The sequence below is a fragment of the Acinetobacter gerneri DSM 14967 = CIP 107464 = MTCC 9824 genome (genome assembly GCF_000368565.1).
Taxonomy (GTDB): Bacteria; Pseudomonadota; Gammaproteobacteria; order Pseudomonadales; family Moraxellaceae; genus Acinetobacter; species Acinetobacter gerneri.
Genome location: NZ_KB849537.1, coordinates 126223 through 139432, shown reverse-complemented (window position 1 = coordinate 139432; position 13210 = coordinate 126223). Strand labels below are relative to the sequence as shown.

General features: G+C 38.4%; 11 protein-coding genes. 5 read left to right on the top strand and 6 right to left on the bottom strand.

From position 1 onward, the window contains the following. Window positions 1-13: 13 nt before the first annotated feature. Window positions 14-1372: an amino acid permease gene (locus F960_RS02375; protein ID WP_004856989.1), complete on the bottom strand. Its 1359-nt coding sequence runs from the start codon at window positions 1370-1372 to the stop codon at window positions 14-16. A gap of 315 nt (window positions 1373-1687) precedes the next feature. Here F960_RS02375 and prpF point away from each other — a divergent pair, with 315 nt between their 5' ends. The 3 genes from prpF (at window position 1688) to F960_RS02360 (ending at window position 5058) form a co-directional block, all read left to right on the top strand. Beyond that, window positions 1688-2875 (top strand): 2-methylaconitate cis-trans isomerase PrpF, encoded by a 1188-nt coding sequence (prpF, locus tag F960_RS02370; protein WP_004856987.1) that lies wholly within the window; start codon window positions 1688-1690, stop codon window positions 2873-2875. Between the two features lie 184 nt (window positions 2876-3059). Beyond that, entirely contained in the window at window positions 3060-4019 is a 960-nt protein-coding gene (locus tag F960_RS02365; protein WP_004856984.1) for a GGDEF domain-containing protein, read from the top strand. 127 nt (window positions 4020-4146) lie between these two features. After that, window positions 4147-5058 carry a polyprenyl synthetase family protein gene (locus F960_RS02360; RefSeq protein WP_004856983.1) on the top strand — a complete coding sequence of 304 codons (912 nt, stop codon included), beginning with the start codon at window positions 4147-4149 and terminating at the stop codon, window positions 5056-5058. Window positions 5059-5170: 112 nt separating this feature from the next. Here F960_RS02360 and putP read toward each other — a convergent pair whose 3' ends face one another. From putP to F960_RS02335, 5 genes are all read right to left on the bottom strand, one after another. Continuing rightward, complete coding sequence (gene putP / locus F960_RS02355) at window positions 5171-6661, bottom strand: sodium/proline symporter PutP (RefSeq protein WP_004856980.1); 1491 nt, start codon at window positions 6659-6661, stop codon at window positions 5171-5173. Between the two features lie 197 nt (window positions 6662-6858). Beyond that, entirely contained in the window at window positions 6859-7716 is an 858-nt protein-coding gene (locus tag F960_RS02350) for an SPFH domain-containing protein (RefSeq protein WP_085945807.1), read from the bottom strand. A gap of 15 nt (window positions 7717-7731) precedes the next feature. Then, window positions 7732-8202, bottom strand: a complete 471-nt coding sequence (locus tag F960_RS02345; protein ID WP_004856975.1) for an NfeD family protein — start codon at window positions 8200-8202, stop codon at window positions 7732-7734. A 108-nt stretch (window positions 8203-8310) separates the two neighbouring features. Continuing rightward, entirely contained in the window at window positions 8311-9228 is a 918-nt protein-coding gene (locus F960_RS02340; protein WP_004856973.1) for a patatin-like phospholipase family protein, read from the bottom strand. A 62-nt stretch (window positions 9229-9290) separates the two neighbouring features. Then, complete coding sequence (locus tag F960_RS02335) at window positions 9291-9914, bottom strand: 1-acyl-sn-glycerol-3-phosphate acyltransferase (RefSeq protein WP_004856969.1); 624 nt, start codon at window positions 9912-9914, stop codon at window positions 9291-9293. A gap of 100 nt (window positions 9915-10014) precedes the next feature. Between F960_RS02335 and F960_RS02330 the strand changes: the two genes are divergently transcribed. Continuing rightward, complete coding sequence (locus F960_RS02330; RefSeq protein ID WP_004856967.1) at window positions 10015-11325, top strand: MFS transporter; 1311 nt, start codon at window positions 10015-10017, stop codon at window positions 11323-11325. Between the two features lie 239 nt (window positions 11326-11564). Then, the gene (locus F960_RS02325; RefSeq protein WP_004856964.1) at window positions 11565-13196 is read left to right on the top strand and encodes a phosphoethanolamine transferase; all 1632 of its coding nucleotides are present in this window, start codon (window positions 11565-11567) and stop codon (window positions 13194-13196) included. Window positions 13197-13210 lie beyond the last annotated feature (14 nt).

Sequence of the window (13210 nt, the reverse complement as noted above, 5' to 3'; positions counted from 1 at the left end):
ACTTCTGATAAATTTAGACAGTTTTGTCTTTAGTCAATACTTTGTAAAGAACAAACATAAGGACAATCCAAACTGGAATCATGATAACAGACTCTTTAAAGCCTTGAGTCCACATGATATACAACACCACAGCAATAAATGCTAAAACAAGATAGTTGCTAAATGGTGACCAAAGTGCAGCGAATTTGGTTTGGATATTTTCTTTTTTAGTATGTTGCTTAAATTTCAAATGCGTCAAACTGATCATTGCCCAGTTTAATACCAGCGCACCAACGACGACATACATCAAATGGCCAAGTGCATCTTCTGGTACAAAATAGTTCAACAACACGCAACCAAAAATCAATAAAGCAGAGAAGAGTACAGCGGGAATAGGTACACCTTGTTTATTCACTTTGGTGAGAATTTTAGGTGCATTGCCTTGCTGAGCTAAACCATAAAGCATACGGCTATTTGCATACATACCACTGTTATATACAGAAAGTGCTGCTGTTAAAATAATGAAATTTAACAGATTTGCAGCCCAGCCAATACCAAGCTGGCTAAAGATCATCACAAATGGGCTTTTGTCTAAGCCACCCAATTGCAATTCGTCCCAAGGCACAAGTGAAAGTAAGATGGTTAATGAACCGACATAGAAAATCAAAATACGGAAAACCACTTGGTTAATCGCTTTTGGAATCGTCTTCACAGGATCTTTTGCTTCAGCCGCTGCCATACCGATCAATTCGATCCCACCAAAGGCGAACATCAAAAAGGCCAGCATATAAAACAAACCACTAAACCCATGTGGGAAGAAACCACCATGTGTCCAAAGATTGCTAAAGTTTGCTGTAGAACCCGGACCTGCTGTGATCAGTAGATACAAACCAAAGATAATCATTGAAACGACAGCAGTGACTTTGATAATGGCTAACCAAAACTCAGATTCACCATAAAATTTGACATTACCCAAATTGATTATAGTAATGACAATAAAGAAAAACAGTACAGAAGCCCAAGCAGGAATATGAGGCCACCAGTAATTGATATACTTGGCGACAGCAGTCAACTCTGTCATCGCGACAAGAACATACAAGATCCAGTAATTCCAACCAGCTAAAAAGCCGGGAAATTTACCCCAATATTTATTGGCAAAATGGCTAAAAGAGCCTGCAACAGGTTCTTCTACGATCATTTCCCCTAAATGGCGCATGATTAAAAATGCGATAAATCCACCAATGGCATAACCAAGAATGATTGATGGACCTGCAGATTGAATGACCTGTGCCGAACCTAAAAATAGACCCGTACCAATTGCACCGCCCATAGCGATGAGTTGGATATGGCGATTTTTGAGTCCGCGTTGTAAATTAGTTGACTCGTTACTCAAAGTATTCTGCTCAAAAAAGAATAATTTGCATTGTAATTGATTGGTTACATTTAGCCTAGTATGCAGAGATTGTGAATAAATTTGCAAGCTTTGTATTTTTTATGTTTTAAATCTAAAATGATTTAAAATCAAATAAATATACAAATGCATTTTTTTTCAAAAAATTGATGAAATAGACAAAAGTTATATCGTTTACGGGTGTTTTTTATACTTAAGTCATGTAGTCAATGGCAAAATGCTTACAGATGATATGATAGACCGTAGGGCTAATCCAAAGATTAGTAACAATAAGCAAAAGGAAGGAATAGATCAAAGATGAGCTTCGCACCCCAAATTAAAATAGCCGCAACTTATATGCGTGGTGGAACAAGCAAGGGCGTATTTTTCAAATTAGACGATCTGCCTGAACGTGCTCAAAGCGCAGGTGAAGCTCGCGACAAAATGTTGCTACGCGTGATTGGTAGCCCAGATCCATATGGAAAACAGATTGATGGTATGGGTGGGGCAAGTTCGAGTACCAGTAAAACTGTAATTTTGGCGAAAAGCGATAAAGCTGATCATGATGTGGATTATCTGTTTGGGCAAGTTTCGATTGACAAAGCATTTGTAGACTGGAGCGGTAACTGTGGCAATCTCACAGCTGCTGTAGGCTCATTTGCCATTTCAAATGGTTTGGTTGATGCTTCTCGCATTCCTGAAAATGGGATTTGTACAGTCCGCATTTGGCAAAAAAATATTTCAAAAACAATCATTGCCCATGTACCAATCACCAATGGTCAGGTACAAGAAACAGGTGATTTTGAGCTAGATGGGGTAACTTTCCCAGCAGCAGAAGTACAAATTGAATTTTTAGATCCAGCAGATGATGGTGAAGATGGCGGCGCAATGTTCCCTACGGGCAATCTAGTTGATACATTTGATGTGCCTGAAATTGGAACATTCCAAGCCACATTTATCAATGCAGGGATTCCAACGATCTTTTTAAATGCAGAAGATATTGGCTATCAAGGCACCGAACTTCAAGATGATATCAATGCTGATAATGCAGCATTGGCTCGTTTTGAAACGATTCGTGCATATGGCGCTGTTAAAATGGGCTTGATTAAAGACATTTCAGAAGCAGCAAACCGTCAACATACGCCTAAAATTGCTTTTGTATCGAAACCTAAATCTTATACATCTTCAAGTGGCAAAGCTGTAAATGACAGTGATGTTGACCTTTTGGTACGCGCCTTATCTATGGGTAAATTGCACCATGCAATGATGGGGACAGCAGCAGTAGCCATTGGTACGGCTGCAGCAATTCCGGGTACATTGGTCAATCTTGCTGCAGGCGGCGGAGAGAAAAATGCCGTACGTTTCGGTCATCCATCGGGTACGTTACGTGTTGGTGCTGAAGCGACTCAAGAAAATGGTCAATGGGTAGTGAAAAAAGCCATCATGAGTCGTAGTGCACGTGTCCTCATGGAAGGTTGGGTACGCGTGCCTGCAGATAGCTTCTAAGCTATTGCACTCAACGATTTTTATCTAAATGAGAACCTCTGATCATCAGGGGTTTTTTTATTGAGAGTTGATATGAAAAATAAATAATATAAGCTAAAATAATCTGAATAAAATCGTACTTATCAAATAAAATATATAACAATTATTTTGATGGTTGATACAGACTAAATTAAGGTAAATCAAGATGTTTGAACAAGAAGAACACGACATTGATGCATTAATAGATGAAAATCAATTGCTCAATTTTGTCAAAAATACTGAAAAATTAACCTTAATTAATCTATTGTCTGAACTCCCTATTCCTACCGCGATATTGGATCTTGAAGGGCGTTTTATTTCATCAAATCAGTTATTTTCAGATATTTATCAAAGTGATGCTTTGTATTTGATAGGTAAGCTTTTATACAACTTTGCACCTGAAATGACGGATTTTTTTAAATCGGCACTCAGTGCTTTTCATCAAGGTGAAACACGTTTAGAACATGAAATTTATTTCAAAGGTCATTTTCTCAATGCATATTTCAAACCTTTAAAAAATGAAAATCAAAATATCGAAGCTATCGTCATTGTTTATGTCGATGTGACTCATTTAAAACGTCGTGAACGTATTTTAGAGTTGAGCAATAAACGCCTACAAGAAAATCTTTATCTTGATCCGATTACGGGGTTACGTAACAAGTTGTCTTTTAGTGAGTTTTTTGAAAATTTACTTATTTCGCAAAAAACAGGGCAACTCAGCGTTTTAAAAATAGACTTAGATGATTTTAAAAAATTTAACCAACTTTATAGCTATACCGAAGGGGATATTGTCCTCGCTGAAGTTGCGCATTTGTTAAAAGATGATTTGATCGATGATCAAATTCATTTATTTAGGGTGGGTTCTGCAAGTTTTATGATCATGACGGAAAATCAGTCTGAATGGCAGGTTTTAACGCTTGCGGAGCGTTTAAAGCAGATCGTATTTGAACAGCAATTATTATTTGAATATTCAGATATGGGACGTATCACTGTTTCTATAGGAATATTGCAAACTTCACTTGAACAGTTAACGGATGAAGGTGCTCTATTGCAGCATCTTGATCTTGCAGTACGCCAAGCTAAAACCAGTGGGAAAAACCAAATCAGTTTACTAAAAATCTCATAGAACAGCACAATTGCTGATGTTATCAGTAAATTTCGCCCGTAGTAGATGAGAGAAGTTCAGATTCAATGTAGAATAAGTCGAATTAGCAAAGCTATGACTCTGAAATAGATAACAGATTAGAGGCAAAATGACATCTCTTCCACAAATGAATGCAGACGTGCTGCAAAAAGCTCAAACACTTATTCAGCAGGATTTACAAACTGCGCTTGATGCATTTTCTTTACCTGAGCCTTTAAAAGGGGCGGTGGTGCATGCGGTCATGCTAGGTGGAAAGCGTGTTCGTCCTGCGCTTTGCTATGCCACTGCAGATCTGCAAAGTGACCGTACAAATTTTGCGGCTGTACGCCGTGCTGCGGTTGCGATTGAGCTGATTCATTGCTATTCATTGGCGCATGATGATTTGCCGTGTATGGACAATGATTTACTGCGCCGTGGACAACCAACGTGTCATGCCGCTTTCGGTGAACACACTGCGTTGTTGGCAGGGGATATTTTGCAATCTATGGCATTTGAAGTTTTGGGCAGCCGCTTATTTGATACTGGTGTTGCTGTAGAAAGTCAGATTGTACTGAAACAAATGCAGATCCTAGCAACAGCTTCCTCGAAAATGGTATGTGGTCAAGTTTTGGATTTGCAGGCAGAAGGGAAGCATGTTGATCAAGAACAACTTGAAAATATTCATCGCAATAAAACAGGTGCGCTGATTCAAGCTGCGATTATGATGGCTGCGGTAACGATCTTTAAGGGAACAGATGAAGCAATTCCAAAATTGCGCCAATATGGTCAAGCGATAGGTTTGGCTTTTCAAGTTCAAGACGATATTTTGGATGTCACTGCCAGCACTGAAACTTTGGGTAAAACTGCAGGAAAAGATGAGCAAGTGGATAAATCTACTTATCCTCAGCTGATGGGCTTAGAAAATGCAAAAGCCTATGCCAAAACTTTGCATGATCAGGCTTTTGAGGCATTGGCATATTTTGGGGAAAATGCTGATTCATTAAATAATATTTCACAGTTTTTATTGTCTAGAAAAAATTGATTAAAAACTGAATGTGATGATCAGTGCTAGTTGATTTTGTCGATGAATAAAATCGAATATCAAATAAAAGGGAGCAATTTAAATGCTCCCTTTTTGTATCGGATGATTTAGATCAATGCGAATCTTTATAGATACGATCTGCTTGATCAAAACGATCGACAATATCTTGGCTTGGCGCTTTGCCAAGTAAACTCACGATGATAATCACGATAAATGAACAGATAAATCCAGGAATAATTTCATACAAACCTGTATCTGCAAAATTGTTTTTCCAAAGGATAACCACTAAAGCACCTGTGATCATACCTGCGATTGCACCTGACAAAGTCATACGTTTCCAAAACAACGAAAGGATGATCAAAGGACCAAATGCAGCACCAAAACCAGCCCAAGCATAGGATACGAGTCCCAAAACTTTAGCATCAGGATTACTTGCCAACACGATGGCTAAAACTGAAATGAGCAACACCATCAAACGGCCGACCCAAACCAATTCTTTTTGTGATGCGCCTTTACGAATAAATGCTTTATAAAAATCTTCAGTCAAGGTACTTGAACAGACCAATAACTGGCAACTTAAAGTACTCATGACAGCAGCCAAAATCCCCGCCAAGACGATACCAGCAATCCACGGATTGAAGAGAATCTTGGTCAATTCCATAAATACCGTTTCAGGGTTTTTACTCACTGTTCCTGCAAGTTCTGGATGTTCTTGGAAAAATGCAATACCAAAGAAGCCTGCCGCTACCGCACCACCTAGACACAAAATCATCCAAGTCATACCGATACGACGAGCTTTAGGAATCGATTTAACCGAATCGGCAGCCATAAAACGCACTAAAATATGCGGTTGACCAAAATAGCCTAGGCCCCAAGCGAGCAGTGAAATGATGCCAATAAAGCTGAGATTTTCAAATAAGCTTGTTGCATGTGGACGAGCCATTTCAAGTGAATGAGCAATTTGTGCAGTATCACCCAAACTTAAAATCGTCACAATTGGCGTCAATAACAAAGCAAAAATCATTAGTGTGGCTTGAATGGTATCTGTCCAACTTACAGCAAGGAAGCCACCGATAAACACATAACTGATGGTTGCAATAGCACTGATCCAAAGCGCTGTTCCATAAGACATATCAAACATGCTTTCAAATAAACGCGCACCAGCCACCATGCCTGAAGCACAGTAGATTGCAAAGAAGATTAAAATCACAAATGCTGAAACGACACGCAAGATTTTTTTATGGTCATTGAAACGATTTGAGAAATAATCAGGCAGGGTGAGTGCATTGTTTTGAATTTCTGTATGGACACGTAAACGTCCAGCCACAAGAAACCAGTTGATCCAAGCCCCTAAAATCAAACCAATCGCGATCCACATTTCTGATAAGCCAGAAAGATAAATCGCACCGGGCAATCCCATGAGTAACCAGCCACTCATATCTGAAGCACCAGCAGAAAGGGCTGTGACAAAACTACCTAAACTTCGACCACCTAAAATATAGTCCGAAAAATTATTTGTAGCTCGGTATGCCATAAGACCAATCACGATCATGGCGACAATATATAAAAGAAATGTTATTAGCGTCGGGTTTAGGGAGGTCATACATGATCCATTATTTGGGTAGGACAGCGTTTGAAATAAATTTATTTCAAAATAAAACGAAATTTAACCATAAAAAAACATATTTTGCAGTGGATTTTATGCTTATAAAAAATAAATAGGCAGTATACTTTCTGCCTATTTATTTGAAATTTATTTGTTTTTATCAGTTTTAGCGATGATAAATAACTGTTTAAAATTTAATTTGGATTGCGACCCATGACACCACGGATTGTATTCAATACATCAGCAGGTAAGACCACAGTTTTGGCATTGTTGGATTTTGCCATATCTTGCATTGCTTTTACGTATTGTTCACCGAGTAGATAGGCAACAGGAATTTCTTTGTCACCCACCGCAGAGGTCACCATCGTAATGGCTTTTTGTGATGCTTCAGCAAGGACAACTTGAGCTTCTGCATCACGACGCGATGCTTCAAGACGACCATCTGCCTCTAAAATAGCGGCTTGTTTTTCACCATCAGCTTTAGTTACCGTAGCACGACGTTGACGTTCTGCTGCCGCTTGAGCTTCCATGGCAGATTGCATGGTATTTGATGGTTGAATATCTTGGATTTCTACAGTTTTAAGGGTAATTCCCCAATCCGAAATATCATCAGAAATCGCAGCTTTCAGTTTAGCTTTAATATGATCACGTGAAGAAAGTGCATCATCGAGATCCATTTCACCCACGATAGAACGCAATGAGGTTTGCACAAGGTTTTGGATTGCCCAAGTGTAGTTTTCAATGCCATACACGGCTTTTTCTGGCGTAGTCAAATTGATATAGGCAACTGCATTCATCAATAACACAGCATTATCACGGGTAATCACTTCTTGGGATGGAATATCGAGCACGATATCTTTGGTTGTCACTTTATATGCAACTTCATCCACATAAGGAATAACAAAGTTCAGCCCTGGGCTAAGTGTATTGTGATATTTTCCTAGACGTTGCACGATCCATTTATAACCTTGTGGAACGATACGCACACCTTTGAAAATGGTCACGACAATAAAGATTAAAAAAACTAAAGCAATAATAGTTCCAGCATTCAGCATTGTTATTTCCTCTTATGATATTTCTGTAGAATTATGCAGTTTGACAACTAAATCATTGCCTAGAATGTCGGTTACACGAACACGATCACCGACTTGGACAGGCTCTAAACTACGGCAGTTCCATTCATCAGAACCGAGTACTGGCATAGGGAAACGAACTTTAACTTGCTCATGAGCCATGCCAATTTGAATAACCATTCCCACTTGACCGATCGTAGCTTCACGAGGAAGTCCCGCTTTGGTGCGATCAATAGATAAGGGTTTAATCATTTTGAACCAAAGGACGGTACAAAGAATGGAAAAGACGATCCATACCACGATCTGTGTAGTAAGGCTCATCCATGGGAATAGCCAATATAAAATACCGACCATTAACGCGGCGATACCAAACCAGATTGCAGCAAATGCAGGTAAGATCAGTTCAGATAAAATGAGCAAAATGCCCAAAACAAACCAATGCCATGGTTCAATAATAAATTCCATACGTCTACTCTTCTTTGGTTGGGACGTTACGTTCCAACCAATTTAACAGAAGACTAAGGCTATGCCTATAAAAACGTGATTATTATCATAAATTTTAAATTTCAGATTTTAAAATTTTGCACGTGGAGGTGGGGCTAAAGCAGCAGGGGATTTTTTGAAATTGGTGATGGCTGTTTCAATCGCTTTGATTTTGAGTTGAGCCGCTTTTTCACCTTCCAAGATCGCCTCATTGCTCGAAGATAAATCTAAAGTTCCAAGATGCCCAACTTTCGGCTGAATCACAACCGTTGCGGCACTTAATTCTTTATTGATGCTCTGTTGACCCATGATATTGATGGTTTGATCGAGCAGACCCCACATACTGGTTGGTTTATTTCCAGCAGGACGTGCAGAAATATCCACTGCAATCACGATATCAGCGCCCATATCCTTTGCTGTTTCCACAGGAATTGGACTCACTAAACCACCGTCAACATATTTCACACCACCGATGGTGGCAGGAACAAAGACATTGGGAATACTGCAAGATGCTCGTACAGCTTGTCCTGCATTACCTTTGATGAAATCAGTACGCTTACCATTGTCTAAACGCGTTGCAACTGCAGCAAAACGAATCGGGAATTTTTCGATCGGTTTGTTGGCAACATTTTGATTAATATAGTTTTGTAATTTTTGCCCAACCACAAAACCTTGGCTACTCAAAGTCAGATCACGTAGATCTGATTCTTTGAGCGTAAGTGCCAGTTGTTGCATTTGATAAGGGGTTTTACCACTGGCATAAATACTACCGACAAAACTTCCAGCACTGGTCCCTGTGACGATTTTAGGTTTAATCCCATGAGATTCTAAAACTTTGAGTACCCCGATATGCGCAAAACCTTTGGCACCGCCACCACCAAGGGCAATAGCAATCACAGGCTCACGTGGTTTTACGGTTTGGGTTGGTGTTTTTTTTGTGCCAAAAGTATCGCAACCAGCAAGGCTAAAGCCAATTAGACCGATTAGGCCATATTGTAATAATCGCATTTGGGTAGACTATCAATCAAAAAATAAATGCTATATGACCAAAAAATAGCAGATTTTGCTAGCTATTTTTTCTGCAAATTTTGTAATGGAGTCGATAACCAATTTGGGTTTTTGGGTGAAAAATTACCTTGATAATACGATAAGATTTTTTCAAGATCTTCTTCATAATCACCCGTAGGGTAGATGACGTCCAAGCAGTGAATCGTTTTACGATCATAATCAAAAGAAAATAAAACAATAGGAATATTGGCACCATAAGCAATCCGATAAAAACCACTTTTAAAATTGGCTGCTTGTTTACGTGTGCCTTCGGGGGCGATAGCGACCCAGATTTGCTCTTGTTGGTTGATAATATCAATGATTTGTTGCGTCAAACCATGAGGAGAATTACGATCCACTGGAATCACGCCAAACCATTTAAATAAATGCTTCATTGGCGATTTAAACAAACTATCTTTGCCAAAAATAGTCAATTTAATTCCCAGACCAAGCATAGCCATAAAGCCATACCAAGCATCATAATTTGAGGTATGCGGTGTAACGATTGCAACAGCTTTAGGGAGGTTTGGAAATTCGCCCTCAAATCCCCAACCATGCATTTTATACAATGATTTAAAAAAACTGCGACTATTTTTAGTGCCTCTTTGAGGAACGAGATCTGGTAAAGTAGGTATAGGTTGTGTCATTTTATTATTAAAAAAATTACTAAGATGAGAATATTAAAGCATACCGAATTTTGTTACATTGGCAAAATATCAATGAAAATAATCAGTCCATTCTTTTTAAATGATCTCTAAACAAGCCAACTCAGCAAAAATATATCTATTGCTCTTCTCATTATATTGGGCACAGGGTTTACCTGTGGGCTTTATGACGCATGCATTACCTGTCATTTTACGGACTCAGGGTGTATCACTGGCGCATATTGGTGGTTTTGGATTGTTACTTGCACCTTGGGCTATAAAAATACTTTGGGCACCTTATGTTGATCGCATGGGTCGAAAATCAATGGGACATTATCGAAGTTGGATTTTACCGACCCAATGTATGACCGTGGTTTTACTGATTATTTTATCCTTCCTGCCGATTGAAACGCTCAATCAACCGATATACCTCATGGTGTTTTTTATACTGATGTTAAGTATCAATAGCTTGGGTGCAACTCAAGATATTGCAACAGATGCTTTGGCTGTCAATATTTTAAAAGGTGAACAACAACATATCGGCAATATGTTTCAAGTTGTAGGTTCGAGACTTGGTTTTATCGTTGGTGGTGGGGCGATACTGTGGGTGCTGGACTGGCTAAATTGGCAAATCACATTTTTAAGTCTAGCCTTAATCGTTTTACTCAATACTATCCCAATTTGGTTTTATCGAGAGCCAGAACATACTAAACATCTATCTTTAAAACAAAAACAATTGGAAAAGGATCATGAGAATAGGACTGAAAATAAACAGAGTATTGCCCAATTAACACAAAATTATCTGAGATATTTCACGAAAACTCGCAACTTATTTTTGTGGTTAATTGTGTTGCTGACTATCAAAGTTGCTGATGGTTTATCAGGTCCATTATTGAAGCCTTTAATGGTGGATATGGGTTTAAGTCTGACTCAGATCGGTCTTTATGTGACGATGCTAGGTGCTATTGCAGCTTTGGTTGGAGCAGGGCTGGCAAGTTGGAGTCTAAATTATTTAGGCCGTAGTCAGGCTTTGGTTCTTTTTTCGATTTTCAAACTCATGAGTCTTGCGGCTTATGTCTATCTTGCACATCAATATCAGCAGCAGGCCGCTGTATCTCCTTGGGTGATTTACTTGATCCATGCCAGTGAAGATCTGTTTAGTGCCATGCTCTTAGTGGTGATTTTGACTTTGGTCATGCAGTACAGCAGAAAAGATTTTGCTGGAACAGATTTCACTTTTCAAGTGTCTATCATGGCCTTGGTGAGTGGAGCCTTATATACCATCAGTGGGATTTTAGGTGATGTTTTAGGCTATGAAACATATTTGAAAATGATACTTGTCTTAGGGATTTTATTGTTATGGCCAATTTTCAAATGGAAAAAATCAATATGTGAGGATGAGGTGAAAATGTAGAGGCATGACTAGTCGAAAAATAGGATAAGTATCCATGTGTAAAACTCAAAATATATTTGATTTAAAGCAGAATAATTCAAATTAAATCAAAAAAAATTATGCTAAGCTTCTGAACTTAATATAAAAACATATGAAAATCACATTTTTTTGTTTAAGACTGTTTTAAGTTTAAATGCGTAAATTTTAAAAATGTGAAATTTATAAGATTTCAAAATTGCACTATTGAGTGAATCCATCAGATGATTAATCGTTTCAGAGAAATATCTTTAACTTTATTTAATTTCATTCTCGCGCTTTGGTTGGGATTGTGTTTAAACTTTGCATTTTTAAATAAAATTCAAAAACTCACACCATATCAAGGTTTTAAATCGGTTCTTTTTATATTGGCAACTACACTTGTGGTTGTGGCAATGTATAATGTGATCTTGCAAATTTTAAACTGGAAGTGGACGACTAAAGTCATTAGCATCATTTTGGTGATTGTCGGTGGTTTTAGTTCATATTTTGTCAATTCTTTGGGGGTGATTATTTCACCAGACCAAATCCAAAATATGATGCAGACAGATACTTCAGAAGTTTCTGATTTACTTTCTCTAAGATTTATACTCTGGACGATTGGTTTTGTTATTTTACCTGTTGTTTTAATCCTATGGGTGAAAATAAAACCTCAAACCATCATCAAAACGTTAGTGGCAAAATTGCTTAGTTTAGTGGTTGCGATCGTGGTTTTAGGTGGATCTTTATTTATTTATTATGGTGATTACGCACCGATTTTCCGTGAAAACCGAAATATTAAAGGCATGATTTCACCATTCAATTCACTGTCTGCATTAAGTTCTTATTACCGTAAAAAAGCGCCGAAGAAAAACTTACCTTTGGTACATTATGGTGAAGACGCTAAGTTGGAACAAAAGCAAGGTCAATTGCCAAAATTGATGGTGCTCGTGGTCGGTGAAACGGCACGTGCAGAAAGTTTTTCTCTAAATGGTTATGCGAAAAATACCAATCCACTGTTGGCTAAACAAGCAGGATTGATCAATTTTACTCAAGCATCTTCATGTGGTACTGCAACTGCTGTATCTGTGCCTTGTATGTTTTCGGGTATGCCACGTGAAGATTATGATGAAGATTTGGCAAGTCATCGTGAAGGTTTGCTCGATATCGCGCAGCGTGCGGGCTATAAAGTAACGTGGATTGACAACAATTCGGGTTGTAAAGGTGCGTGTAACCGTGTTGAAACCTATAAAATTCCTAAACCTATTCAACAGAAATGGTGTAAAGATGGTGAATGTTTAGATGGTGTTTTAGTGGATAGTTTACAAGATTATTTAGCTAAAATTCCTGCTGACGATAAGACACCAAGACTGGTGGTGTTGCACCAAATGGGCAGTCATGGTCCTGCATACTATAAGCGTACTACGCCTGAGTTTGCACCATTTAAACCGACTTGTGATACCAATGCGATTCAGGGATGTTCACGTGATGCATTGATCAATAGTTATGACAATACCATTGTTTATACGGATCATATTTTGAATCAAGTGATTGAGTTATTGAAAACGCAAAAGCAACATCAAACGGGTTTTTGGTATATGTCTGATCATGGTGAATCTACGGGTGAACATGGTATGTATTTACATGGTGCTCCATATTCGATCGCACCGTCTGAACAGACTCATATCCCGATGGTAATGTGGTTCTCTGATGAATGGAAAAAATTTGCTCCAGCACAAGTATCATGTTTGGCAAGCCAAAATAAATCTGAAGTAAGTCAGGACAATTTATTCCCAAGCTTATTAAGTATGTTGGATGTTAGCTCCAAAACAATTGATGCAAAAATTGACCTTGTACAAAAATGTAAAGCTCAGTAATAGAGGTAGTAAAA

Excerpts from the sequence above, each read along its gene's own strand:
- prpF (WP_004856987.1), top strand. The coding sequence starts at position 1,688 with ATGAGCTTCGCACCCCAAATTAAAATAGCCGCAACTTATATGCGTGGT.
- F960_RS02365 (WP_004856984.1), top strand. The coding sequence starts at position 3,060 with ATGTTTGAACAAGAAGAACACGACATTGATGCATTAATAGATGAAAAT.
- F960_RS02360 (WP_004856983.1), top strand. The coding sequence starts at position 4,147 with ATGACATCTCTTCCACAAATGAATGCAGACGTGCTGCAAAAAGCTCAA.
- putP (WP_004856980.1), bottom strand. The coding sequence starts at position 6,661 with ATGACCTCCCTAAACCCGACGCTAATAACATTTCTTTTATATATTGTC.
- F960_RS02345 (WP_004856975.1), bottom strand. The coding sequence starts at position 8,202 with ATGGAATTTATTATTGAACCATGGCATTGGTTTGTTTTGGGCATTTTG.
- F960_RS02340 (WP_004856973.1), bottom strand. The coding sequence starts at position 9,228 with ATGCGATTATTACAATATGGCCTAATCGGTCTAATTGGCTTTAGCCTT.
- F960_RS02335 (WP_004856969.1), bottom strand. The coding sequence starts at position 9,914 with ATGACACAACCTATACCTACTTTACCAGATCTCGTTCCTCAAAGAGGC.
- F960_RS02330 (WP_004856967.1), top strand. The coding sequence starts at position 10,015 with ATGATCTCTAAACAAGCCAACTCAGCAAAAATATATCTATTGCTCTTC.
- F960_RS02325 (WP_004856964.1), top strand. The coding sequence starts at position 11,565 with ATGATTAATCGTTTCAGAGAAATATCTTTAACTTTATTTAATTTCATT.